This is a genomic window from Chryseobacterium paludis, from assembly GCF_025403485.1.
GTDB classification, from domain to species: Bacteria; Bacteroidota; Bacteroidia; order Flavobacteriales; family Weeksellaceae; genus Chryseobacterium; species Chryseobacterium paludis.
Genome location: NZ_CP099966.1, coordinates 4,884,482 through 4,909,833, shown reverse-complemented (window position 1 = coordinate 4,909,833; position 25,352 = coordinate 4,884,482). Strand labels below are relative to the sequence as shown.

The 25,352-nt window shown below is 34.9% G+C and carries 19 protein-coding genes; 6 read left to right on the top strand and 13 right to left on the bottom strand.

What is annotated here, in order from left to right:
- Positions 1-111 precede the first annotated feature (111 nt).
- Positions 112-1,419, top strand: coding sequence for a DEAD/DEAH box helicase (locus tag NG806_RS22305; protein WP_214826310.1), 1,308 nt, complete (start codon positions 112-114; stop codon positions 1,417-1,419).
- Positions 1,420-1,499: 80 nt separating this feature from the next.
- Here NG806_RS22305 and NG806_RS22300 read toward each other — a convergent pair whose 3' ends face one another.
- The gene (locus NG806_RS22300; RefSeq protein ID WP_214826312.1) at positions 1,500-2,393 is read right to left on the bottom strand and encodes an SMP-30/gluconolactonase/LRE family protein; all 894 of its coding nucleotides are present in this window, start codon (positions 2,391-2,393) and stop codon (positions 1,500-1,502) included.
- Between the two features lie 297 nt (positions 2,394-2,690).
- Between NG806_RS22300 and ccoG the strand changes: the two genes are divergently transcribed.
- Positions 2,691-4,133 carry a cytochrome c oxidase accessory protein CcoG gene (gene ccoG, locus NG806_RS22295; protein ID WP_214826314.1) on the top strand — a complete coding sequence of 481 codons (1,443 nt, stop codon included), beginning with the start codon at positions 2,691-2,693 and terminating at the stop codon, positions 4,131-4,133.
- A 9-nt stretch (positions 4,134-4,142) separates the two neighbouring features.
- On the opposite strand, the gene NG806_RS22290 is transcribed toward ccoG, so the two are convergent.
- Together NG806_RS22290 and NG806_RS22285 are read right to left on the bottom strand one after the other, a co-directional pair.
- A complete protein-coding gene (locus NG806_RS22290) occupies positions 4,143-5,024 on the bottom strand; it encodes an AraC family transcriptional regulator (protein ID WP_261511385.1) in 882 nt (293 codons plus the stop codon).
- 144 nt (positions 5,025-5,168) lie between these two features.
- Positions 5,169-7,841, bottom strand: coding sequence for a reprolysin-like metallopeptidase (locus NG806_RS22285; RefSeq protein ID WP_261511384.1), 2,673 nt, complete (start codon positions 7,839-7,841; stop codon positions 5,169-5,171).
- A 390-nt stretch (positions 7,842-8,231) separates the two neighbouring features.
- Between NG806_RS22285 and NG806_RS22280 the strand changes: the two genes are divergently transcribed.
- From NG806_RS22280 to NG806_RS22270, 3 genes are all read left to right on the top strand, one after another.
- Entirely contained in the window at positions 8,232-8,576 is a 345-nt protein-coding gene (locus NG806_RS22280; RefSeq protein ID WP_214826320.1) for a MerR family transcriptional regulator, read from the top strand.
- Between the two features lie 213 nt (positions 8,577-8,789).
- Positions 8,790-9,203, top strand: a complete 414-nt coding sequence (locus NG806_RS22275; RefSeq protein WP_261511383.1) for a copper resistance protein NlpE — start codon at positions 8,790-8,792, stop codon at positions 9,201-9,203.
- A 225-nt stretch (positions 9,204-9,428) separates the two neighbouring features.
- Entirely contained in the window at positions 9,429-10,718 is a 1,290-nt protein-coding gene (locus NG806_RS22270) for a helix-hairpin-helix domain-containing protein (protein ID WP_261511382.1), read from the top strand.
- Between the two features lie 86 nt (positions 10,719-10,804).
- Here the strand turns inward: NG806_RS22270 and rluF are convergent, their stop codons facing one another.
- The 6 genes from rluF to NG806_RS22240 all read right to left on the bottom strand — a co-directional run bounded on the left by rluF (position 10,805) and on the right by NG806_RS22240 (position 14,958).
- Positions 10,805-11,527, bottom strand: coding sequence for a 23S rRNA pseudouridine(2604) synthase RluF (rluF, locus tag NG806_RS22265; RefSeq protein ID WP_214826325.1), 723 nt, complete (start codon positions 11,525-11,527; stop codon positions 10,805-10,807).
- Positions 11,527-12,036 (bottom strand): hypothetical protein, encoded by a 510-nt coding sequence (locus NG806_RS22260; protein ID WP_261511381.1) that lies wholly within the window; start codon positions 12,034-12,036, stop codon positions 11,527-11,529. Before NG806_RS22260 ends, rluF begins: the two co-directional genes overlap by 1 nt.
- A gap of 80 nt (positions 12,037-12,116) precedes the next feature.
- Positions 12,117-12,815 carry a tRNA pseudouridine(55) synthase TruB gene (gene truB / locus NG806_RS22255; RefSeq protein ID WP_214826329.1) on the bottom strand — a complete coding sequence of 233 codons (699 nt, stop codon included), beginning with the start codon at positions 12,813-12,815 and terminating at the stop codon, positions 12,117-12,119.
- 43 nt (positions 12,816-12,858) lie between these two features.
- Positions 12,859-13,677: an undecaprenyl-diphosphate phosphatase gene (locus NG806_RS22250; RefSeq protein WP_214826331.1), complete on the bottom strand. Its 819-nt coding sequence runs from the start codon at positions 13,675-13,677 to the stop codon at positions 12,859-12,861.
- An 80-nt stretch (positions 13,678-13,757) separates the two neighbouring features.
- Complete coding sequence (locus NG806_RS22245; RefSeq protein ID WP_214826333.1) at positions 13,758-14,054, bottom strand: DUF3098 domain-containing protein; 297 nt, start codon at positions 14,052-14,054, stop codon at positions 13,758-13,760.
- A gap of 4 nt (positions 14,055-14,058) precedes the next feature.
- On the bottom strand, positions 14,059-14,958 hold the full coding sequence (locus NG806_RS22240; protein WP_214826335.1) for a cell division protein FtsX: 900 nt from the start codon (positions 14,956-14,958) through the stop codon (positions 14,059-14,061).
- Between the two features lie 91 nt (positions 14,959-15,049).
- Here NG806_RS22240 and rsmA point away from each other — a divergent pair, with 91 nt between their 5' ends.
- Positions 15,050-15,820 (top strand): 16S rRNA (adenine(1518)-N(6)/adenine(1519)-N(6))-dimethyltransferase RsmA, encoded by a 771-nt coding sequence (gene rsmA, locus NG806_RS22235; RefSeq protein ID WP_261511380.1) that lies wholly within the window; start codon positions 15,050-15,052, stop codon positions 15,818-15,820.
- A gap of 76 nt (positions 15,821-15,896) precedes the next feature.
- Here the strand turns inward: rsmA and NG806_RS22230 are convergent, their stop codons facing one another.
- From NG806_RS22230 to NG806_RS22215, 4 genes are all read right to left on the bottom strand, one after another.
- Positions 15,897-18,254 carry a choice-of-anchor L domain-containing protein gene (locus tag NG806_RS22230; protein WP_214826339.1) on the bottom strand — a complete coding sequence of 786 codons (2,358 nt, stop codon included), beginning with the start codon at positions 18,252-18,254 and terminating at the stop codon, positions 15,897-15,899.
- A 127-nt stretch (positions 18,255-18,381) separates the two neighbouring features.
- Positions 18,382-21,987 carry a choice-of-anchor L domain-containing protein gene (locus NG806_RS22225; RefSeq protein WP_261511379.1) on the bottom strand — a complete coding sequence of 1,202 codons (3,606 nt, stop codon included), beginning with the start codon at positions 21,985-21,987 and terminating at the stop codon, positions 18,382-18,384.
- 180 nt (positions 21,988-22,167) lie between these two features.
- Positions 22,168-24,552, bottom strand: a complete 2,385-nt coding sequence (locus NG806_RS22220; protein ID WP_214826343.1) for a choice-of-anchor L domain-containing protein — start codon at positions 24,550-24,552, stop codon at positions 22,168-22,170.
- A gap of 243 nt (positions 24,553-24,795) precedes the next feature.
- The gene (locus NG806_RS22215) at positions 24,796-25,347 is read right to left on the bottom strand and encodes a DUF1003 domain-containing protein (protein ID WP_214826345.1); all 552 of its coding nucleotides are present in this window, start codon (positions 25,345-25,347) and stop codon (positions 24,796-24,798) included.
- Positions 25,348-25,352 lie beyond the last annotated feature (5 nt).

Here is a 25,352-nt window from a genome sequence, read left to right as displayed (position 1 = left end):
AGATTAGACGTAGCCAATGACAATAACATTCATTCACAGCGTAGTTCCTAATCCCGAAACTCGAATCCCGAAACTCGAATCCCAACCGCCTAAAATCACTATCTTTGCAAAATGGAATTAGAATCAATTTATCAAAAGCTGCAGATTCAGGATATGAATCAGATGCAGAAATCTACTTATAAAACTACTGAAAACAATACTGATGTTGTCCTACTGTCTCCTACCGGATCAGGAAAGACTTTAGCCTTTTTGTTCCCTGTTCTTCGTAATCTTAAAAAAGAGGCTTCAGGAATTCAGGCATTGATTTTAGTTCCAGCACGAGAATTAGCTTTACAGATCGAACAGGTTTTCAAGGCGATGGGAACTGATTTTAAAGTTTCTGTCTGCTATGGAGGTCACGATAAAAAAATTGAAGTAAATAATCTAATTGAAGCTCCAGCCGTGTTAATAGGAACTCCAGGGAGGGTTGCCTACCACCTTAGAAATAAAAATTTCACTGCTAAAACGATCCAGACATTGGTTCTGGACGAATTTGATAAAGCATTGGAATTAGGCTTTCATGATGACATGGAATATATTATTAATTCACAAGTAGCCCTTTCCCAGCGTATTTTAACTTCAGCCACAGCAATGGATCAAATTCCTGATTTTACTGGTTTAAAAAATGAAAAGGTTATTGATTTTTTAAAATTAGCTGAAGTAAAACCTGATATTCAATTAAGAAAAGTAATGACTATTTCTGAGGAAAAACTGGATACTCTTTTTAATCTGATCTGTAAGATAGGAAACAAAAGAACGTTGATCTTCTGTAACCACCGTGAAGCCGTAGACCGTATTTCAGATCTTTTATATGAAAAAGGAATTGACAGAGAGACATTTCATGGCGGAATGGAACAGGATGAAAGAGAACGCGCTTTGTTAAAGTTCAGAAATGACTCTGCAAGGATCCTGATCACTACAGATTTGGCTTCCCGTGGATTGGATGTTCCTGAAGTAGAATCTATTGTTCATTATCAGCTTCCTTCACAAGAAGATGCTTTCATCCATAGAAATGGGCGTACTGCCAGAATGAATGCTAAAGGTTTCGCTTATTTGATTATGACTGCGGAAGAAAAGTTCCCCTTCATTAAAAGCGATACCCCTGAAGAAAGTGTTTCCGGATACGACAAAGTTCCTGAAAAAACACCTTTTCAAACCATCTACATCAGTGCTGGAAAGAAAGATAAGGTAAACAAAGTGGATATTGTAGGTTACCTGATCAAAAAAGGTGAATTACAAAAAGAAGATATTGGCCTGATCGAAGTAAAAGATACCACTTCTTACGTTGCTGTTTCAAGGAAAATGGTCAATGCTTTATTAAAAAAACTGGCCAACGAGAAACTGAAGGGCAAAAAAATAAAAATGGAGGTGGCTTATTAATGTGCATAAAACCCTTAAAATGTCATTGCGAACCGAGATCGCTTCTTAGCTTTCCGCAATGACATCTTAAGAGAAAACAATTATTTTGTTCCTTTTACTCTTGTAGGTAAAGTATAAACTGACTTTGAAGCAGTAATAAACAGAACTTCATTATGCTGCCCTCCAAATGTGACATTGGAAGTCCATTCTTCTTCTATTGGAATATGATAGATCTTTTTACCGTCACGATTGAATACGGTTACACCTTTACCTGTTAAATAAAGATTTCCATGCTTGTCAAGTGTCATTCCATCTGAGCCCATTTCACAAAACAATTTCTTTTCTGAAAGTTTCCCCGCTTCTAAAATATCATAAACATAGGTCTTTCCAGCATCTATATCTGAAACATATAATTTTTTATATTTTTCACTTCCCGCAATTCCATTGGGTTGCGTAAAAGTATCTATCTTATTAACCACTCCTTCTTTAGTTCTGTAATAAAGACTTTTATGAGAAATCTCCTGTTTGAAATTCACCCAGTAATCTCTTTTATACAAAGGATCTGTGAAGTACATTCCTCCAAAAGAATCTCCCCAAACATCATTGGGACCGTTGAGTCTTTTCCCTTCAAAACCCTTTAACAAGACCTGAACCTTTTTATCCTTCGATATTTTCCAGATTTCCCCCTGATCATCAGAGCAGGTAATTAGATTATCATCTTTATCAAAATGAGTTCCATTTGCCCTTCCCGTTTTACTTAAAAACTCTTTGATCTCCTTACTTTTCCAATCCCAATAATAAATTTTATCATTTGGCTGGTCTGTAAAATATACATTCCCTTCTTTATCTGAAGAAGGACCTTCAGTAAAACTAAATTTATCTGAAACCCTCTCAGGCTTAATATCGTGATAAAACATATTACTACCGTTTACTGATTTACAATTAAGTAGTACTAAAACCAAACCAATCCAGCTCATCTTAAAGACATTCTTCATTTCTTTTTCATTTAATGCCCACAATGTACGACATGAAACAATAAAATTCAAGAAATATTATCTCAATTTGATACAATAATAATCATAAAGTATTCCATTTCAATATAAACTAAAAATGTCTCTTCTAATCAATACAAAAAAAATAAAATGTCCGAATTATCCTATTTTGTAAGTATATATTATTAGTAATAAACCCTTTTAATTAAGAGCTTTGCAACAGGAAAATCAACAGATATTTTTTGTTTGAAATACCATCATAATAAGAAATTATTAAAGTTGATCATTTAAATTAAAATAATGAGCATAGAAACCAATCCCATAAAAGATCCCGTTTTAGAAAATGAAGCTTTTAGAAATTCGGTCGGAACAATGGATGACACCGGAAAAAGAAAGTGGGTGTTCCCTCGAAAACCAAAAGGGAAATATACTAATTACAGAAACTATACAAGTTACCTTCTGCTATCTTTATTTTTTGGTTTACCATTTGTCACCATAAACAGTAATCCTTTCCTTCTCATTAATGTTATAGACAGAAAGTTTTTTATTGTTGGTCAGCCTTTTTATCTGCAGGATTTTTTCATTTTAGCTTTAGGTGCGGTGACTTCAGTTATTTTTGTTATGCTTTTTACGGTAGTTTTCGGACGTATATTCTGCGGATGGCTTTGTCCTCAAACCCTTTTCATGGAAATGATTTTCAGAAAGATAGAATACTGGATTGAAGGTGACCGTAATAAGCAGATGAAACTCGACCGCCAGGAATGGGATGCTGAGAAGATCAGAAAAAAAGGACTGAAATGGTCAGTGTTTATATTGATTTCCTTAATTATCAGTCATTTTATGTTTATGTACATTGTTGGATATAAGCAGGTTTTTAAGATTATGAGTGAAGGACCTGCTGAACATTCATTAAAATTCATTGTCATGCTTTCTTTCACTGCAGTTTTCTATTTTACATTCGCGTGGCTTAGGGAGCAGGTCTGTACATTGGTATGTCCTTACGGAAGACTGCAGGGAGTCCTGATCGATAAGCAAACAATTAATGTGTATTATGATTTTAAGAGAGGAGAAAATCGATCCAAGTGGAGAAATGGCGAAGATCGAAAAGCAGAAGGAAAAGGAGACTGTATTGACTGCCAGCAGTGTGTAGTCGTATGCCCTACAGGGATTGACATTAGAAATGGTCAACAGCTGGAATGCATCAACTGTACTGCCTGTATTGATGCTTGCGACGAGGTGATGGAAAAAGTTGGCCTTCCGAAAGGATTGGTTCGCTACGCCACTGAAGCTGAAATTGAGAACCAATCGAAATTTACTTTTACCTCAAGGATGAAAGTAACAACAGTATTTTTGGCATTATTGATTGGGTTCCTTGGGTTTTTAATGTATGACCGCGGATCTATGGAAGCAAAGTTTATTAAACCTGCAGGATCTACCTTTTTCATTAAAGACGGCAAAATAACAAATACATTTATCTATACTTTCCTGAATAAAACCAATCAGAAAAAAACATTAACTATTAAAGTGATAAGTCCCAGAAATGGAGAGATCAACTTCTTTGGTTCGGATCGAATTGTTTTAAAAGAAGATCAAATTCTGAAAGGAAATATCAATATCACATTCCCTGAGGAAGAGATCAAATTTTCAAAACAAAATATGATCATTGCAGTTTATGATGAGAAAGGAGAAATACTGGATTCTTTTGAAACCACTTTTGAAGGCCCATTTAAGCTTTTGTTATAAAGTCAGAAACTAAGATTTATATTTTTTTATGAATTGTGTGGGAGTTATTCCGGAGCTTTTCCGGAATACTCTTACAAAATATGAATATTCCTCATAGCCTAATCTAAAAGCAATCTCAACAAGGCTCTCATTAAGATACATCAGCATCCGCTTGGCTTCAAGCATCACTCTTTCCGTAATCACTTCAGTAGCTGTTTTTTGAACTATTGTCTGTGTAATTCTGTTCAAATGTTTTGGCGAGATATCCATTAGGGAAGCATAATGAGAAATTGATTTCTGGATAGTAAAGTATTTTTCGAGTAAATTTTCGAAATCCTGATAATGCTTAAAATAAGAAACGCTGGCCGATGAATTCAGGGTATTATAATCTTTAGAAAACTGTCTTGCCGAATTGATATACATTTTAGTAATAAGAGAGAGTATCAGCTCTTCCTTCATCAGGTTCTGGGAATGATATTCATTTTCAATTTCCTTACATACCATAACCGCTTTCTTTAGATCCGCTGTTTCAAGCTGAAGTTTTCTGGAAAAAACAACAGAATTGAAAAAGGGAAAATTTCTGAGATGCTGATTGACATAATGCATATCATAAAATTCCTGGGAGAAAAAAAAGATGTATCCATCTGTATCATCTGAAAGCTCCCAACTGTGCACCTGTCCCGGCGATAGAAAGAAAAGACTCCCTTCAGAAACATCATATTTCTGAAAATCGATCTCATGCGTCCCCTTTCCCTTTGTGAAAAGAACAGTAACATAAAAATCGTGACGGTGCGGCTTCTCTATGTGTTTATGGCTGGAAACCAGATGATCTTTCATCGTATTGAAATAAAAATCTGACGGATTCTTTCCTGGTTGAAAAAGATCAATATGAAGTACTGATATGGAATCCAAACTTTTTAATTTAATTCAAAAATAAAGAAAGAGTTTATTTAATCCTAGCAACGTTTAAAGATAAAATGAATTAAAGCAATATTAGTCTTTTCAACAAAAAGGGTCAGCATAAGCCGACCCCTTATTTAAATATACTTTGAGATATTATTTTATAATTAATTTTTGATTGTAATCTCCTTTTGATGAATTTACATTGATAATATAAACTCCCTTAGGTGCATTTACATTAAACTCTTTGGTATTATCTCCATTGCTTTGGTATGCTCCAGAAGAATAAATTAATCTACCACTAGAATCGAACAGATTTACTTTCAATTCTCCAGGTAGGTTTCTCGACTTTATAAAGAAGTTACCATTATTTGGGTTAGGGTATATTTTGATATCATCTCCTAAGGCAGAAGAAACATCTTTAACACCCAATGTTTGTGTTTGTCGGGTACAAACTTCAAGTGACCATGCTGTAACACTTCCAGCTGAACCTAAGTTATTGTCCGATGCAAATAACTTCCATTCACCCTGTGCTTTATGTCCTTTGAAAATTCCCAGAGATTCATAAGATTTTGTTTCACCCTGAACAGGAGAAGCACAAGTAACAGCATTTCCAATATCAGTAAAAGAGGCTGTGATTCCAGAACTTCCATTACAGGCACGATTCCAGATAAGCGCTGAAGAACCTTCAGGACTTTCAATACCAATTGCTAAATGTCTCACATTGGTATGTGTAATAGATGGTGTTACTTTAATTTTAGTAATAATTCCAGGATTATTTACCATTAGAGGAATCGTTATTTTAGGTGAAGAAATATTTAATCCACCAGGACCATCAGTAATATTCACTGGACTTCCTGTATAAGCATAAGTAGCGCACGTCTCTCCTGTTACAGAATAATCAATAACAAAACTTGGGCTTACCGCATAATAAATATTATTGGCTGCTTCAATTAATATAAATGCATTAGAAGAAGTAGAACCTGCAGGAATTGTTACCTGTTCACTTCCGTCATTAGGTGTATTTGTTATAAGATTTGTGAAAGTAAGCCCCCCATCTATAGATAATTTAATATTAACATTAGCAGTACTTACAGGAGCTAAAGTGGTACCCGCCACATCCCATGTTACAGTAGTAGTGCTACCGGAACTTGCGGATTGTCCAAATGTTGGAGCTGTAACCTGAAAAGGTCCAGAGACAGCATCAACTGTTACTACTGTCGAGCTTTGTCCTATCTGAGGTTGCAAAGGGCTATTATTTCTAACAGACATATTAAAATTAAGTGCTCTTGCCACACTGGATACAGATTCCCATCTTGTAGTTAATAAACCTGCCAACACTTTATTAAAGTCAGGAAAATATCTTGCCGGAATATTTGTTGGTGCCAGAGATCTGAAGGTAGGACCTGTCGGTTTTGTTGGGTATGCATATGAATTAGTCCCGATCTGTGCAGTTGCAGCCTGATCTGTTTGCTCAACCGTATAGGTATAGGAAGCCGTATTGGGATCTGTTGTTGTTCCTCTTAGAACAAAAGGAGTCGATTTTGGAATCGTATAGCCAGCTCCAAGCGTAATCGTAGGCGCAGGATTGGTAAATGCCACATTCGTTCCACACGTTACAGCATTAATTTTATTCTTAATCTGATTGACACTATTAATATGATAATAATCGTTGGAATTAAACTGAACATCCAGATTCCCTCCTATAATCCCTGTGTATGCCATTATAGTATTTCCACTTGCCGGCTCCACAGTCTGATCAGCCTGGCCGCTATGTGAAGTGTAGGTATGTCCGGCTCCCAATTGATGTCCCATTTCATGAGCAACATAATCAATGTCAAATTTATCTCCCTCCGGGAAATTGTGGGCAGTCCATCCTCTTGCTTTTTGACCATTACTACATATAACCCCTAATCCGGCAGCACCATTGGCATCTTGCTTATCTATCAAATGTCCCATATCATAATCTGTTGAAGGAATTACTCCAGCTATTCCTGCTTGCCCTTGACTAGGGCCTCCACCAGTATAGGGATCAGCTGCAGGATCAAGAAAAATGATTGCTTCATTGTTGGCGATCAAATTAAAATGTAAGGATAGATCTTTTTCAAAAACTCCATTTAATCGCGTCATAGAAGCATTCATTGCGGCAAGGATCACCGCTTTCTTTTGGGCATCCGTAGCGGTCGAAGGGGTTCCGGCTACCGTCAGATGATATTGAGCATATTCTCCCGTACAGGACAATGCCATTCTGAATGTATTAAAACCTGCTAATTTATTTGTGACTGAATTTGTATTTTTCAGAACTGCACTTTTATCCACATCATCTATGGTAGAACATTGAAATGGCTCAGAATCCTGATTTGATCTTGATTTTGAATCAAAAACAGCATATACTGTTCTATCTTCAGTATAAGGCTCTATAAATTCTGAAACTCCAGACCGGATAACCATTGCCGAGAAACCTACTGGAGATAAACTAAATCTTAAATACGCGCTTGGATCATCAACACTGCTTCCGACATAGGATCTTATGTCAGGATGTTTTGCCTGTAATTCGGGAGCCATATTAGAAAATTCCCAAACCTGAAATTTTTCAATTTTACCACTTACACCAGGAATTGAAATAATAATTCCCTTACTGTTCAAAGAACGTGAAGGAGCTTGTGCTAAGCTTTCTTTTAATTGATTAGCATCCAATACATACAGAGAAGAAAATTTTAGTTTCTCCTGAGATTTCTTGACTCTTTGGGTCCTTAACTCAGTTCTGGACCACTGCGAAAATCCTAAAAAAGGAGTTAGCAGTAAAAAAATTAATAAAATACGCTTCATATTAGTATAATTTTAATGATAATTTTCTTCTCTTTTTATCTTCTACATTAAATGGCCTCTTCATCCTACAAAAAATTTCATAACTGCCTCTTGTTATGAATTATATGCTTTCTAAATTACTATAAAAATTTAGAATAAACAAAATTCAGAATCACTTAAATTGTCATTTTATTAATCCAAAAGGGAATTATTTATCAAAAATCAAAACAAACAAGGCACTTTACGTCAATTTTGCATTTTCGTTAAATAGATTAAAAAAGATTAAAATCCCTAGTTATTCAGCTACATAAACTAACTGAATAAAAAAAGAGACGATAAACAGCATAATTTGGAGCCTATATTTGTAACAAATTTTAAAAAAAATTATCTTTGATGTTTAGGATTCGTAAAATGAAGATAAATTTACCAGACAAGCTATATTATTCTATAGGAGAAGTTGCCAAAGCATTTGATGTAAACACTTCATTAATACGTTATTGGGAGCAGGAATTCCCTATCATCAAACCTAAAAAAAACAAAAAGGGCAACCGATACTTTACTCCTGAAGACATTAAGAACTTACAGATTATCTATCATCTGGTTAAAGAAAAAGGCTACACTTTAGATGGTGCAAAGATCGCACTTACTACAAACAGCAAAATTTCTGAAACAGTTACTATAATAGATCGCTTAGAATTTGTAAAGGCAGAATTACTAAAGCTAAAAGAATCTTTGGTAGAAAAAGACAGCGAATAAAGACCATCCAACATTGTATCTTTCTTAATCTATAACTCTTTAGTTAAATTCACGCAATATAACTTACTACAATCTGTTTCAACATTTACAGATCAGGTTAATTAAGATTTCCCTTTCTTATATCTAAGCATTCTTACTTAGGTATGATCCACTATTCCCGCTTATTTTTGGCACTATTTTAGCAAATAAGAAGACATCTTTAAAAAACATATTATGAAAAAAATATTTGTAGCAGCACTTTGTGTGTCATTAATTGGATTTACTTCTTGTAGTACAATGAAAAAATCAAAAGAAGATGCTTCAACTTCAAAAACTTCAACCTTTTTTATCGGAACTTACAGTGGAACAATCCCTTTGGGGGACTCTAAACAAAATGTTGAAATTATTTTTAAGAACGATAATACTTTTACATTGGCTGAAACACTTCCTGGCAGCACTGATCCAATGTCGAGTACGGGAACCTGGAAATATGATAAAAATTTGAATAAGATAATTCTGATCTACTTAAATATTGCAGACCGAGTAACCACATTTTCAGTCATTAATGATAAAACAATTCAAATGCATAGTGGTAGCGCATGGACTAAAGAAACCAAAGGAACAGAATATAATTTAGTGCGCCAATAAGTACACTCGATTATCAATTAAATAGAGTCCTCAAAGTAATTTTGAGGATTTTTTTGTCTACTATGATAAGAAGTGTTTACAAGCAACATTAAAATAATTAGGTTTAAATACAATTCTGACTTATTTTTCATTCAAAAAAACGACAAAAACAATTGATTACCTACTCTTAATCAAATTAACCATATTCTATTTTGGTTAGTTCTGGTTTATTAATAAGTTTACTTTATGATGAAAAGAAGCTATTACCAGAAGGTTGCATTTTTAGGTATCTTGCTCTTAATTTTGCTCGCCTTTCAAGAATATACAAGTAGAGAAAAAGAAAATTTTCCTGATGTACAATTTGTTTCGGAAGAGGCATCTCCAATATTATTAGCCGAATTTAATCCTAACGATTTTGATGAGAAGCAATGGCAAAGCTTAGGTTTTTCATCAAAGCAAATATCAACCATATTAAATTACAAAAAAATTGTAGGTGGGAAATTCACGTCTAAGGAGCAATTAAAGAAATGCTATGCCATTTCAGAAGAAAAATTTGCAGAGATCAGTTCCTATATTTTACTTCCCGAAAGCAAAAACAAGGGGAAAACTTTTCATTCTCAATATTCAGAAAGAAAATCGATCTCAGTATCCGGAAAATTCAATCCCGATCACTTATCAGAAAGACAATGGGAAGAAATAGGCTTTAGAGAGAAACAGGCACAAGCAATTTTAAAATACAAGGCTTATTTAGGGGGTAGTTTTGTCAGTAAGGAAAAGTTCAAAGATTGCTTTATCATTACAGATGAAAATTATCAGCAACTATCTCCATATTTAATATTACCGGAAAAGACTCCTGACAACTATAAAAACTCCGTAAGCAACAAAGAGTCTAAGCCTTTAATAAAGCTTCATTCTTTTGATCCCAATACTTTAAATATTGATGGTTGGCAATCTTTAGGATTTTCACAGAATCAAGCCCGAACAATTGTTAATTATCGAGACAAAAATTTAAAAGGGAATTTTACAAACCTAGATGATATTAAAAAGTGTTTTGTCATTTCCCTAGAAAAGTTTGAGGAATTACGCCCCTATATTAAGATAAATGTTTCACAAAATGTAGAAAGAAAAGCTGAAATTACGCAGCAGAAAACTGACTTTGCAACCATAGATCTGAATTTAATTACCTTTAAGCAGCTTTTGGAGTTTGGTCTGGATGAAAAAAGTGCTGGATCTATTATCGGTTTTAGAAAAAAATTAGGCGGTTTTATTAATAAACAACAAATTCTAGATACCTACAATATCGATATTAACCTGGTTCAAAAATTAACATCTACCTGCAAATTAGAGTCCTCTATTATCACAAAATACACATTGGTTGATGCTCCTGAGGAATGGTTAAAGAACCATCCTTATTTTAAGTATTCAGCAGATAAGATCATTTACCATCGGATAAGTGATCCAGATGATAAAAAAATATGGAAGTTGCTTAAACTAAAACCCGAGTACGAGGCAAGGATGAAATTGTACATGAAATAGGTAAAATTCCCGGTACGAGATATAAGTTTACAGTTCCGGATTATTTTTTAGAGGTTTAGTAGTTTATACTTTATAAGATTAAAAAACTAGTCAAAGGTTTTACTGGAATCTTCAAGAAGCATATTCAGCTCTGCTAATTCTTCATCGGTCAAATCTCTCCACTTACCCATTGGAAGATCTAATTTAATATTCATAATACGAATTCTTTTAAGCTTTTTTACTTCATAGCCAAGGTATTCGCACATTCTACGGATCTGTCTGTTGAGACCCTGAGTAAGAATAATCCTGAAAGTCATATCATCCACTTTCTCTACTTCACATTTTTTCGTTACTGTATCTAGGATCGGAACACCATTCCTCATTTTATCCAAAAATCTTGGATTAACAGGCTTATCAACTCTAACAAGGTATTCTTTTTCGTGGTTATTTCTTGCTCTTAAAATCTTATTTACAATATCACCATCATTAGTTAATAGGATTAAACCCTCACTGGGTTTATCTAATCTCCCAATAGGAAAAATTCTTTTGGGGTGATTTATATAATCGACAATATTATTTTTTTCTCTTTTGGCATCAGTTGTACAAACAATACCCACAGGTTTGTTAAAAGCAATATAAACAGGCTTTTCTTCAGACTCTCTGATAGGCTTACCATCAACTTCTACTACATCTTCATCGGAAACTTTTGTTCCTAATTCTGGGATTTTCCCGTTGATCTTTATCCTACCCTCTTCCAATAACTTATCTGCTGCTCTTCTCGAGCAGAAACCAACTTCTGATAAATATTTATTAATACGTGTTTTTTCCATTAATCTTCTCCGTAACCAGTATAATTTTTATTGCTGAAAATTGTTATGCCATAACTCAAACCGATAAAAAAGGCACTTGATTGATCAAATTTATGATTTTCAAGAACAATTCCTCCTTCCTGGCTTAATCTTTTTGAATATGAGATCTGTTTCCCCAGTTTCAGTCCCCACATTTCGGCGTTTGAAACCACAGAATTATTGATTTGTTTTGCATAATTAACATCTATAAAAAAAGGCTCATCTCCCGGGGCAAAAATAAATTTAGGCTGAATAACCCAATACAATAAATGAAAATTACTGTCAATAAAACTATACTTTAGTCCAGTTCCAAGTGCAAAATTAGGAAGAAAATTGTATCCTCCAACTACGGTCATTCCGTAAGTAATTTTGTTTGGCACATAAGGAGCTATGTTTTGCTGATAATAAGGAGAGTCTGAATTCTGATTATCCTTGATACTATTTCCCAGATTATAACCGAGATTAAGAGAAGGATTAATATAAAAATCCATTTTTGGTTTTTTACCTTCTGTATTTTGGGAATATGCTAGAGATATTGAAAACAAGCTTATAAACAAAGAGAGAGCTTTTTTCATATAGTTTCAAATTTATAATCGTTTTCTAAAAACTGATCAGTAGCATCTTCAATTTTATACTCCCCTATTTTTGTTCTCCTCAGCTGCGTTAGATAAGCACCTACATTCAACTCTTGCCCAATATCGTGTGCCAGACTTCTGATATAAGTTCCTTTTGAACAGCCTACCGTAAAACTTACTAAAGGAAGATTGATTTCAATATTCTCAATATAAAAAACGGTTGTCTTTCTGGACTTCATTTCTACTTCCTCACCTGCCCTGGCCAGATTATAAGCTCTTTTACCATCAATTTTTATTGCTGAGAAAACAGGAGGCTTCTGATCGATCTCACCAATAAATTTTTGTAAAGCCTCTTTTATCTGCTCTTCAGAAATATTTGAAATATCCTGGTGAAGGATTTCAGGTTTTTCGGTGTCATAAGATTCTGTTTGAACTCCTATTTTGATCTCTGTCCAATATTCTTTAGGAGCATCCTGTATTTCAGGAATCCTCTTTGTAAATTTCCCAGTACATACGATAAGCAAACCGGTTGCCCTTGGATCTAAGGTCCCGGCATGTCCTATTTTAAATTTCTTGGGAAGGTTAAACTCACTTTTGAGTTTATATTTCATTTTATTTACCGCTTGAAAAGAAGTCCAATCCAATGGTTTATCAAGTAAAAATATATGGCCTTCTAATACGTTTTCAGCAGTCATAAATTAGTGATGAATGATAAATAAATCAATAAAGGAATAAGTTTTATTTAAAAAAGTAAAAATAAATAAGCAAAGCTACTCCAACAAAGATACGATACCATCCCCAAGGTTTGAAACCATACTTATTGAGTACTCCGATAAATGCCTTTATAGCAATTAATGCTACAATAAATGCTACCACGTTCCCAACTATGAAAATAGTAAGATGATCCTGTGATGATAAAATCATCTCATATCCTTTTTGAGGATGAGGGGTTTCTTTTCCCCATGTTTTAACAAAAACAGAATATACAGTAACAGCTAACATGGTAGGAACAGCTAAGAAAAAAGAAAATTCAGCCGCTGCTTTTCGGGTTAATCCCTGTGTCATTCCTCCAATGATGGAAGCAGCACTCCTACTGGTTCCAGGCATCATTGCCAGACACTGCCAAAAACCTATTGTTACAGCTTTTTTTATTGTTATCCCTTTTTCGTCATCAATAACCGGATTTTTAAACCATGTATCAGCAAATAAAAGCACAACTCCACCTAAAACAAGGACAGACGAAATGGCAATCTGATTACCAAGAATAGCTTCTATTTTATCATCAAAAAGATATCCTAAAACTAAAGCTGGTACTACAGCAAATGCCAGTTTATAGTAAAATTTAATATTATTAAAATCAAAGAATTTTTTCCAGTAAGCAACTACAACAGATAAAATAGCACCAAACTGAATAGAGACCTGAAACATCTTTAAAAATTCATCCTCTTTCAAACCCATTAAATTGGCTGTAAAGCCCATGTGTGCAGTAGAAGAAATTGGAAGATACTCCGTAAGACCTTCTATAATGGCAATAATAATTGCTTTGAATAAATCCATATCTATAAAATTAAAAGATTAAGAGATTTTGAAATTCAGAAAAATCTAAACTTCTCAACTTCTTAATCTTTAATAAAAAATTATTTTCTTTTTAAAATCGCATATACTTCGATAGCGAAACCTATGACTACGAACAATGGAGCTATTCTGATTCTTCGAATAGAGAAAATACCATCATTCCAGGAATTAGGATCATATTTCCCATCGACAGTGTTAGCATCTGCACCCATCATCAACAGAAAACCAACTACAATAAATGCTAATCCTATTAACATCCATTTAAAGTTTTGTTGCCCGAAGTAAAAAGTGTTTTCCTGTGGAGCTTTGGTATCAGTACCAAATTCTGCTGCGGAAAATTTATTTGTTTTTTTGCTCATTTTTTTAAGAGTAATATAAGTCGTCAACGTTTGTTCTTAAGAATCTCCAGGTAGCCACAATAGTACTTAAAACGGTAATAAAAATTCCCACTCCGAATACAAGTAGAACCAACCAGAAATATTGATTATTATCCTGTACAAAAGCGGACCCGATCTGACTCGTAAAGTAATACCATACCCCAAATAATGCAAGAAGGCCAATAACAGATCCTATACATCCTAAAATCAGGGCTTCAATAATAAAAGGTTTGAGGATAAATCTTCTTTTTGCTCCTACAAGCTGCATTGTTTTAATAATGAATCTTTTCGAAAATATCTTCAGACGAATTGAGTTGTTAATTAAAACGACCGCTAAAACAAGGAATAAGATCGAAAACCCTAAGATCCATTTTAAAATCCGGTTCAAATTATTGTAAACATCGACCATCAAGGTACTGTTATTTTTCACATCTATAATACCCGGAACAGATTTTAGTGTTTTTATTGCCGCATCAATTTTAGCAGGATCTACATATTCAGGTTTTAAGGCTACTTCGATAGATGAGGGGAAGATATTGTCTTCAAATAGTGCATCACTATCTATTCCCATACTCGCTTTCGCCTCTTTGGCTGCCATCTCTCTTGAAATATAAGTTGCTCTCTTTACAGGAGCTAAGGTCTGTACTTTTTTAAAAGTTTCTTCTTCGAGTTTTGCAATCTTTACAGAATCTTTAGCATCATAATTTTCGTCAAAGTACGCATTCACAACTAATTGCTCCTTGATATAGTCAGAATATTTCTGGGCATTAATTAAGATCAATCCCATTAACCCTAATAAAAATAACACTAAGGCAATACTTATTACTACTGTAATATTGCTAGACCTAAGCCTTTTCTTATTAAATTCATCTACAGATTTCGCCATTAATATTAAATTTTTTGGCTAAAATAGAAAAAATCTTCCGAAATTTGGGACGAAAAGGAGAAAATCATTGTTAACGAAATCATAAAAAACTTTGAGTGTAAAAGCAAAAAAACATCTTGGTCAACACTTTTTGACAGATGAAAATATCGCGAGAAAAATTGTAGAGGGCCTAAGCTTTGAAAATTACAATAATATCATGGAAGTGGGACCAGGAATGGGAGTCCTCACAAAATATCTTTTAGAAAAAGATCAATATATTTATCTGGCAGAAATAGATAATGAATCTATAGAATATCTCAAAAAGCACTATTCTAAAATTACAGAGAAAAACTTTGTAGGAGACTTTCTAAAACAGGATTTCGCCTCTATAAACAATGAGCAAATTGCTATTATTGGAAATTTCCCTTATAATATATCTTCACAGATTTTATTTAAAATAATAGATTATTACGAACTGGTACCAGAAATGGTAGGGATGTTCCAAAAGGAAGTTGCTGAAAGGACTGCAGCGGTTCCCAGAACAAAAGATTATGGAATTTTATCGGTACTTATTCAGGCCTATTACGATGTCTCTTATCTGTTCACGGTTCATGAAAATGTTTTTAACCCACCTCCAAAAGTGAAATCCGGAGTTATCAAATTGACCCGAAATCCCAAGGAAGGATTAGCTGGTAACGAAGTTCTTTTTAAGCAGATCGTAAAAGCGGGATTCAACCAAAGGAGAAAGAAATTATCTAATTCACTTAAAATACTGAACATTCCTGAAGTATTAAAAACTCATGAATTTTTAGACAAAAGAGCTGAAGAACTTAGTATTCATGATTTTATAGCTTTCACCAAGCAATGGAAAGAGAATCTATAACTGAAAAAGATAAGAATATAAAAAGCCTTTCAAAATCTGAAAGGCTTTTTTATGAATTATATGATTGATAATCTATTTATTCTCTGTTTTTAAGCATGATCCAACCCGACCAGTTCATCTGAGCTTTTGATTTAGGATATTGGAAGTTGAACTTGTACCAATATGTAGCAGTCGATAATCTCTTACCTCCTACTGTTCCATCCCAGACTGGATTCTGTTTGGTGAACCTGAACATTTCAACACCATATCTATCATAAATAGATCCTGTGAAATTATCAAAATCACCGAGCGATTTAAGATCAAGAACATCATTGATTCCATCCTGATTAGGAGTAATAACATTCGATATCTTTAATGTAAAGAAGTCAAGGGTTCCTACACAATGTGTTCCTTGTATTCTTACCTGTAGATTATACGTTGTATTATCTATTAAACCAGGAAATACATTAGAGGTCTGCCATGAAACTCCACCATCAGCAGAATACTCCAGTACTCCAGGATTATTGTTAATTGATGGATTTACAGCAGTAATTGTTAATGTATTGCTATTATTATAATCTAATCCTGTAATAAAAGGTAATGTAGCTGCCATTACTTTAGACGTAAACACCTTTGTACAGTATCCGTTATCGATCGTTACAGAATAGATTCCTAATTGATCTACAAAAATAGTCTGTGTAGTTGCACCTGTACTCCATAAGTATTTATAATTAGGACCGGCTCCTGCATCTAATGTCACTCTGTCCCCAATACACATTTCAACATCCTTTAAAGGAGAAACAATTTCAGGTACTACCTCTACAGTAACTGTTGCAGGTTGCAAAGATTTACATCCTTTTGCACCGACTGCATATACTGTAAATGTTGTTGTATTGTATAAAGTTACCGTTTGAGTGTTACCAGTACCTGTAAAATTACTCCATTGATAGGTTACCCCACCAGTCGCAGTAAGATTTACAGAATCACCTGGACATATTTTTAATTTTGTAGAAACAACATGCGCAGTAGGAGAAGCTTCTTTAAATAGTTTAAGTTCAACCATTCTACTGCAGAAGCCCCCATTAGAAACGACTACATAAAGTATCTGACCATCATTTCCATTATAGCTCAATGGAGTAGTAATATAATTGTCGTTTTGAGCTATAGCATCAGCCTGATTTTCATAAAAATGAAATACCGCATTTGGTGTTGTACTCATTGTTGGCATTGCAGCAACCAGATCAAATGTTGTAATATCAGGAGTAGTACAGAGTAATAATGTAGCATCATTTGCATTAGGAGTTGTTCCACCATGAATTTGGATAGATGCCTTACCCGGGCATGGATTCCCCGGGACACTTACTTCAATAGTATATGTTCCAGGTTGAATAGCCGTGATCGTGTTAGTAGTTGCACCTGTAACAGGTGTTCCGTTAAAAAACCATTGATATAATAAATTAGGATCACTCACAGACGCTGTGATCACTTGTGGTACGTTGTCACAAACATTAATATCCGATGGTAAAGTAGCTCCCGAAGGATCTAACAAATCTACACCAATATTAAAAGATCCTCCTTCTAAGAATACCGCTGAGTCAAAAGAAGTATCTCCAGCATCTGCAATTACCATCTTAAAATGATATTGCTGACCAGCAACTACGGTTGCTGTTGCAGTAAGGGGAATTGTTCTCCCATTAATGTTTGTATCACTAATGGGCGGATTATAACCTGCAAAAAATGTTTCGTTTATAGCAGGACATCCTCCAAAACCTGTAATTTCGGGGTGAATATTTGTAATACTTACAGGACCTCCTCCACTAGGCAATACTGCCATGTTAGTGTAAGGTCCACCCGTAGATGGTCTGATTAGTAAAGCAAATGAATCCGCGAATCCACATGGATAGCTACCTGTATATTCTTCAGAAGCCATTAAATAATTAAATTTAACCTGAGATGACGTAGGAACGAAATCAAATTCCAAGATTACGGCATCAAATAGTGGTTTACTTGGATTTGTTGCTGCTACTAGATCAGGATCACTACCCGTCCCGACCACATCACTAAGCCCTGTGTCCGGTGTATTCCCTGTACGATTAGCCTTTCCTGTGACTAATACAATTCCATCTTTAAAAGGAAAGCTACTTGTGGATCTATGAAAATATCCCCAAGCCCTATCCACGTCGCTAGCTGGTAAATTAGGAGTTACTACAACATTTGTCACACTCGGTGTAACACATGAATTAGTTCCTGATGATATTAACACATCCCTCACTAATTGATCCATTGTAAAATTCGACTCATTATACCCAGGAGCATTTACATCAATAAGAGTACCTGCTTTGGCTGCCGAAGCCGAAAGTTTTTTTACTTGGGGCTTTCTGGCTGGTGTAGTTTGTGAATGATAAAAATTCAATGAGATTAAAAAAAAAGAAAACAATAGGAGATATCTCTTCATAATATTTTTGTTTCAACAAATTTAATTTTTTTTTAAACATACCACATACATATTTAACATTATTATGTTAAAAAAGTAAAGTCTTCCGTTTATGGAAGACTTTACTTTTATCGCATATTTTTGAATATTAATTCCTATTTTTCAATAATATCCAACCTGTTCGTAATTCTAACTTTTTGCTTGCAGGATTCTCCCATTGCACTCTATACCAATAGGTAGCAGTAGGTAGATTAAGTCCTTTTACATTTCCTCTCCAGACAGGTTCAAGCTTTGTAGCTTTAAAGAGTTCCTGTCCATATCTATTAAAAATAGAAGCTGCAAAATTATTATAACTACTTATTCCAGAGAAATCAATGGTATCATTTAACCCATCAGAATTAGGAGTAATTGCATTATTGATTACAAAAGTGTAATAACTTAAAGTTGTACTACATTTGGCATCTTTTACTCTTACCACTAAATTATAATTGTTGTTATTTAAAACATTATAAAATATATTGGAATTTTGCCAGGTAACTCCTCCATCGATAGAATATTCTAAAATACCCCCTGTAGGATTCGTTGCACTTAGCGTAAGAACATGATTTTCAAAGACAATATTGGTAAACTGAGGCAAATTAGGATTCAATAATTGAGCTGTAAAAGCTTTCGTACAGGTTCCGTTACTAATTGTCACTGTATAAGTCCCGGTGACATTTGTTGAAATAGTTTGGGTTGTTGCGCCATTACTCCAGATATAAGTGTAATTAGGACCGCTTCCGGCATCTAAAACTCCAGTTTCACCTACACACACATACACATCTTCTAAAGTAGAAGTAATAGCAGGAACTACTTCAATGGTTACTTTAGCCGGATTAACAGAAGTACATCCGTTTCCTCCCAATGCATACACCGAATAGGTGGTGGTAACAGTTGGGGAAACAACTTGTGTATTTCCATTACCCGTTAATCCTACCCAATTGTATGTAATACCTCCGGAAGCAGTTAAAGTGACTGATTCACCAACACATATTTTTAGTTTTGAAGCAGAAACTGTTGCTACAGGAGGCCCCACTACAACCGTAACAGTTGCTGGATTTGTTGAAATACATCCATTTGCTCCTACTGCGAAAACAGTATAAGTAGTTGTTAGTGCTGGAGAGACAACCTGCGTACTACCGTTACCCGTTAATCCAACCCAATTATAAGTTACTCCTCCACTTGCAGTTAAAGTAACTGATTCTCCTAAACAAATTTGTGCATGAGAAGAGATTACCGTGGCAACGGGAGGTGTTTTATCTTCTATTACGGTAACATTTGCTGTATAGGTACAGCTTAAATTTCCTGGCTGTGTGGTATTTTGTACTGTTAGAGTATAAACTCCACCAGCATTCACAACAGGAGTTAACGTATTAGCTCCCGAAACGATAGTACCTCCGGTAGTGGTCCATAATATTGAAGAACCAGCAGGAATTATTGAAGCTGAAGCGTTTAATGTTAATTGTGGCGTTGTACAAGTAATACTTTGTGGTGCTGCAATTGTTAGAGTAGTTTCTGCTGTTTTTAGCAATTGCAGTGTAACAACATAGCTACAACCACCGTTTCTCACTAAAACATATACAGTCTGATTTCCTGGACTTGAATAAGTGGCAGGCGTTGCAATTGTATTTCCATTTCCAGCATTGGCATCTGCCAAAAGTACATAATAAGCAAATGTAGCTGTTGCCACACTAGTTATTTGTGGTTGAGCAGAGGTCAGATCATAGGTTATATTACCAGCCTGATAACATTTTAATAATGTGGCATTTTGAACCGTAATAGGTTGGGAAACTTCAATTGTTATTGTTGCTGCAGTTTGAGAAACACAGCCATTTGCTCCTACTGCTGTTACCGTATAAGTTGTGGTAGCTGCAGGTGTAACGGTTTGTGTATTTCCCGTTCCAGGTAGTCCAACCCAATTATAAGTAGCACCTCCAGAAGCTGTTAATGTAACTGTTTCTCCAGCACAGATCAATACTTTTGTCGCTACCACCGTTGTTGTAGGTGGTGCACTGTCTCCTACCACGGTAACATTAGCAGTAGCCGTACAGGTTATATTTCCTGGCTGATAGGTATTAGAAATTGTTAGTGTATAAGTTCCTGCAGTGTTTACTACAGGAGTTAATGTATTCCCTCCGGAAACTATATTTCCACCAGTCGTAGTCCAGTTGAATGTAGATCCAGGTGGATATACTGATGTTGAAGCATTCAGTGTTATTTGTGAGTTAGCGCATGTTAAGGCTGTTGGCGGTGCTATAGTCCCTGTCATCTGTGGTGCTTTGATCAATTGCAGCTGGGCTACTTTTGAACAAAAACCACTTTTCACCAAAACATATACTGTTTGTCCTCCGGGGCTAGAATACGCAGTCGGTGTAGCAATAGTATTAGCATTTCCGGCGTTAGCATCAGCTAAACTTGCATAATAAGAAAAAGTAGCTCCTGGTGTTCCACTGATCGATGCTTGCGCAGCCGGCAAATTAAAAATTGCGTTTCCTTGAGCATAACAAGCTGTTAATGTTGAATTCTGAACTGTAGGAGAAGTTCCACCAACAATAGTAACAGTAGCTATTCCGGGGCACGTATTTCCAGCAAGCAGAACATGAAGAGTGTAAACTCCTGGTTGTGTTGCTGTATAAGTAGCACTTGTTGCTCCGGGAATAGGAGCATTATTTAAAAACCACTGATAAGAAGCGGTTGAATTCTGAACTGAAGCAGTAAGTACTTGTGGTGTATTATCACAAACATTAATAGATGGTGGAAGTGCTACCCCTGCAGGTCCCAAAATCTGAACTCCTATATCAAAAGATCCGGCTTCTAAAAAAACTGCAGAATCAAAATTAACATCCTGGAAATCCGCTAAAACCATTTTAAAATGATAAGTCTGGCCAGGAATCACAGTTCCTTTTGCAATTAATGGAACAGTTCGTCCATCGAAATTGGTTTCAATTTGTGGGTTATTCATTCCTGCAAAATATTGCTGATTGACAGGACCGCAACCTGGAAAAGTGCTGCTAGGAGGAATTAATGGATGTATATTTGTAACACTTACAGGTCCGGCGCCATTAGGAAGCACTGCCAGATTGGTATAATTTGGATCACCTACTTTCTTTAATAATAAGGCAAAACCATCTGAAATACTACATGCAAATTGGTTCTGACTATTATATTCTTTAGAGGCAAATATATATCTAAATGAAACCTCTGTAGAGCTTGGAACAAAATCAAACTCTATAAAAGTTGCATCTTTTAAACTAGAATTATTGACACCAATGGCATTTGCTAAATCGCTATCTCCACCTGATGGTAAGCCATCACTTAAAGTACCCTGAAAATTATTCCCGGCCTTTCTTGCAAATCCCGTTACAAGGACAATTCCTTTTGCAAAAGGAAAGTTGGTAGTTGCCTTATTAAAATAACCCCAACTTCTATTCTGATCACTTATTGCTAAATTAGGAGATACGGAAACATTACTTACATTTGCTGTGGTACATGTAGAACCTCCTGTTATCAAGACATCCTTAACCAATTGAGTAATGTTATAGTTCGATTCTGGATATCCGGGCGCATTTACATCAATAAATACTCCGGCTTTCATACTTTCAGCTCTAGGTGGTTTCGATGGAACAACCTTCCCTCTGCTTTGAGAGAAAACCAGAGTACCTACAAGAACTAAAAATAAAGCCAAAAATAAACTTCCTGTCCTCCTATTTAACATTTTATATTGTTTTCAACAAAAATACTATTTTTTTTGATTGAAATTCATATCAAAGCAAATTGTATTATTAATAATATAAACTTATTTATATTAAACTATCCATTTAAATTTAATTAAAAAACAAAAAAAGACTAACGTATCGTTAGTCTTTTTATAAGTATGATTAATACATTATTCAAATTATTCAAAGTTCTTCAATAATATCCAACCAGTTTTTACCGCTTTTTCTTTACTTGCAGGATCTTCAAAAGTTACCTGATACCAATATGATGATGAAGGTAAACGTTTGCCCTGGAAATAACCGTCCCAATAAGGTCTTACTTTTTCAGCTTTATAAACCTCACGTCCATAACGGTCGAATATACTTGCTGTAAAATCTTTATACTCGTTAATTCCTCTAAAGTCAATAATATCATTTACATTATCTCCATTAGGTGTAATTACATTTTTCATTATAAAAGTAAAATATTCCAGGTATCCTACGCAACTTGTATTTTTCACTCGAACCCTGATTGCTATAACTTTATTTTTAGGAACATTATTGAATACATTAGAAGGCTGCCATGTTAATCCGTTATCAACAGAATACTCCAGTGGTCCGTTACTTGGATTACTAGCAGTAATAACCATAGTTCCACTAGCATTGTAATCTACCTTAATCACAACTGGAGGAATAGCCTGAATTACTTCTGTAGTAAATATCTTAGAACAAACACCATTGTCGATCGTTACGGTATAGGTACCCGGTGTAGCTGCAGTAATGGTTTGAGTAGTTGCACCTGTATTCCAGGAATAAGTATAATTAGGTCCTGATCCTGCATCTAAGGTAATTTGGTCACCAGTACAAATCATTCCCCCCTTAAGAGAAGAAACAATAGCTGGAACCACTTCTACCGTTACAGTAGCAGGCAGCAATGATTTACATCCTTGTGCTCCGATAGCATATACTGTGTACGTTGTTGTTTGAGTAGGGCTTACGGTTCTTACTGCACCAGTCGTTGACGCATCACTCCATAAATAGGTAACACCACCGGAAGCTGTAAGTATAGCAGATTCACCTGAACAGATTTTCATTTTTGAAGAAACGACCTGAGCGATCGGAGTAGCTTCTTTTTTAAGGGTTAGCTTAATCATTTTGCTACAAAATGCTCCATTGGAAACCACTACGTATAAAATCTGACCATCTGTACCATCATAACTAGATAAATTAGTGATAAAGCTATTATTCTGAGCAACAGCATCTGCCTGATTTACATAGAAATGAAATACAGCACCTGTCGTTGTGCTAATTAATGGGGTTGCTGTATTTAGATCAAAATTAAGTGCATTTGGAGTCGTACAAATCTTCAATATAGCATCATGTGCTGTTGGTGTCGTCCCCCCTATAATTGTTATTGTTGCTGATCCCGGACACTGATTTCCAGGTACAGAAACTTTTACTTCATATACACCAGGCTGTGTTGCAATATACTGGACATTTGTAGCTCCCGGAATAGGAGCCCCATCTTTAAACCACTGGAAAGTCATTCCCGGTACAGCGCTTACTTGCGCTTTTAATATCTGTGGTGTATTATCACACATATGGATGGTATCTGGTAAAATAGCACCCGTTCCATCTACAATTTTTATTCCTATATCGAAAGATCCTCCTTCCAAAAAAACAGCTGAATCTAAACTCTGATCATTATAATCTGATAAAACCATTTTAAAATGATAAGCAACACCGGGAGTAACATCTGCAATCGCTGTTAAAGGAATTGTTCTTCCATTATAATTCGTCTCTATATTAGCTGTATTATATCCTGCAAAATATGCTTCATTAAGAGCCCCACAAGTTAAAGGATCTCCGTTATCTTCATTTGCGGGACGTATATTGGTAACACTTACTGCACCTGCCGTTCCAGGAAGAATCGCTACGTTGACATAAGGTCCTCCGGCTACAGGTTTTATAAGCAATGCAAAGGCATCTGAGTAATTACATGGATACCCTCCGGAATATTCTTCAGATGCAAACAAATAATTAAATTTAACCTGATTAGAATTAGGAACAAAATCGAACTCTAAAGCAACTGCATCACGCTGACTACCTTGGCTAGTACCGGTAGCCGCAGCAAGGTCAGGATCACCTTGTGATGAAATTGTCCCAGACAAACTTCCTCCGGTATATAAGGTATTTCCCGCCTCTCTTGCATATCCTGTCGTTAAAACGATTCCATCTGTAAAAGGGAAACTGGTTGTTCCTTTATGAAAGTACCCCCAAAATCTGTCATTATTCCCAACATCATGATTAGGGCTAACTGTTACATTCGTTACATTAGGTGTTGAGCAATTCGTCCCTCCATTAATAAGGATGTCTTTAACAAGCTGTGCCGGAGTAAAAGCAGAAGGAGCATAGGAAGCTACATTTACATCAATAAATGCTCCAGTTTTCATACTTGCTGCCGTAAACTTCTCCTTTTTCACTTTCCGCTGAGGCATTTTCTTCGTATTCTGAGAAAATAAAAATAGGGGAGCTAATAGTAATATTAAAAAGAAAAAGTAGTTTTTCAATCTATAATTTAACATTTTGGTATTGTTTGTCCAAAAATAATAAAAATAAAGATATGATGTTCGTTTTTTATGAATCAAAACAGTATTAGATAAAATAAATACTATTTTAATATTTCACCATAATTAAACAATTAGTTGGGCAGTTTTTAGCAATAAAAAATTTAATATTTAGCTTAAAATTAGAAAAAAGCTATATTAAAAAATGATTAAGAAATCCTTATTGAACTAAAAAAAGTGATTTTTGATCAATTTCATTTATCATTCTTTCTTTAAATTATTTATTTCATTTTGAAGAAGGAGAATTTGATCTTTTAAAGCTTTGATCTCATTTTTATTCGAGTTCACGCTGCTTTTTAATATCACTTTTTTTGCCCTTTCATTATGATCCTCATCATCTTCATCTTCATTAATCTCTTCTATATCTTCCTGAATATCTTCAATATCTTCATTAATCTCTTCTATATCTTCACTGATTTCCTCTATATCCTCACTGATCTCTTCAATGTCTTCGCTAATCTCTTCGATATCTTCCTGAATGTCTTCTATATCTTCCTGAATATCTTCAATTTTTTCGTGACTTCTATTAACAGACATCTGAATAAATATAGCAAGATAAATTGCCTCCAGAGATACCACTGTGGTTAGAATCAAAAGCATTTTATCGAACTCTACAATATGTAGTAACGGGAGGAGAAATGAAATTATAAAAAATAGGGTATGAACAATGAGTGACGGGATAGAACCAATCCACCAGGTAATACCAGTAGCAATCTTTTCCAGAATTTCTGTTTTTTCGGTCTGCGTTTTCATCACTT

Excerpts from the sequence above, each read along its gene's own strand:
- NG806_RS22240 (WP_214826335.1), bottom strand. The coding sequence starts at position 14,958 with ATGGCGAAATCTGTAGATGAATTTAATAAGAAAAGGCTTAGGTCTAGC.
- NG806_RS22275 (WP_261511383.1), top strand. The coding sequence starts at position 8,790 with ATGAAAAAAATATTTGTAGCAGCACTTTGTGTGTCATTAATTGGATTT.
- rluF (WP_214826325.1), bottom strand. The coding sequence starts at position 11,527 with ATGGAAAAAACACGTATTAATAAATATTTATCAGAAGTTGGTTTCTGC.
- truB (WP_214826329.1), bottom strand. The coding sequence starts at position 12,815 with ATGACTGCTGAAAACGTATTAGAAGGCCATATATTTTTACTTGATAAA.
- NG806_RS22230 (WP_214826339.1), bottom strand. The coding sequence starts at position 18,254 with ATGAAGAGATATCTCCTATTGTTTTCTTTTTTTTTAATCTCATTGAAT.
- NG806_RS22220 (WP_214826343.1), bottom strand. The coding sequence starts at position 24,552 with ATGTTAAATTATAGATTGAAAAACTACTTTTTCTTTTTAATATTACTA.
- NG806_RS22280 (WP_214826320.1), top strand. The coding sequence starts at position 8,232 with ATGAAGATAAATTTACCAGACAAGCTATATTATTCTATAGGAGAAGTT.
- NG806_RS22225 (WP_261511379.1), bottom strand. The coding sequence starts at position 21,987 with ATGTTAAATAGGAGGACAGGAAGTTTATTTTTGGCTTTATTTTTAGTT.
- NG806_RS22270 (WP_261511382.1), top strand. The coding sequence starts at position 9,429 with ATGATGAAAAGAAGCTATTACCAGAAGGTTGCATTTTTAGGTATCTTG.
- NG806_RS22300 (WP_214826312.1), bottom strand. The coding sequence starts at position 2,393 with ATGAAGAATGTCTTTAAGATGAGCTGGATTGGTTTGGTTTTAGTACTA.
- NG806_RS22245 (WP_214826333.1), bottom strand. The coding sequence starts at position 14,054 with ATGAGCAAAAAAACAAATAAATTTTCCGCAGCAGAATTTGGTACTGAT.
- NG806_RS22285 (WP_261511384.1), bottom strand. The coding sequence starts at position 7,841 with ATGAAGCGTATTTTATTAATTTTTTTACTGCTAACTCCTTTTTTAGGA.
- ccoG (WP_214826314.1), top strand. The coding sequence starts at position 2,691 with ATGAGCATAGAAACCAATCCCATAAAAGATCCCGTTTTAGAAAATGAA.
- NG806_RS22305 (WP_214826310.1), top strand. The coding sequence starts at position 112 with ATGGAATTAGAATCAATTTATCAAAAGCTGCAGATTCAGGATATGAAT.
- NG806_RS22250 (WP_214826331.1), bottom strand. The coding sequence starts at position 13,677 with ATGGATTTATTCAAAGCAATTATTATTGCCATTATAGAAGGTCTTACG.
- NG806_RS22260 (WP_261511381.1), bottom strand. The coding sequence starts at position 12,036 with ATGGATTTTTATATTAATCCTTCTCTTAATCTCGGTTATAATCTGGGA.
- NG806_RS22215 (WP_214826345.1), bottom strand. The coding sequence starts at position 25,347 with ATGAAAACGCAGACCGAAAAAACAGAAATTCTGGAAAAGATTGCTACT.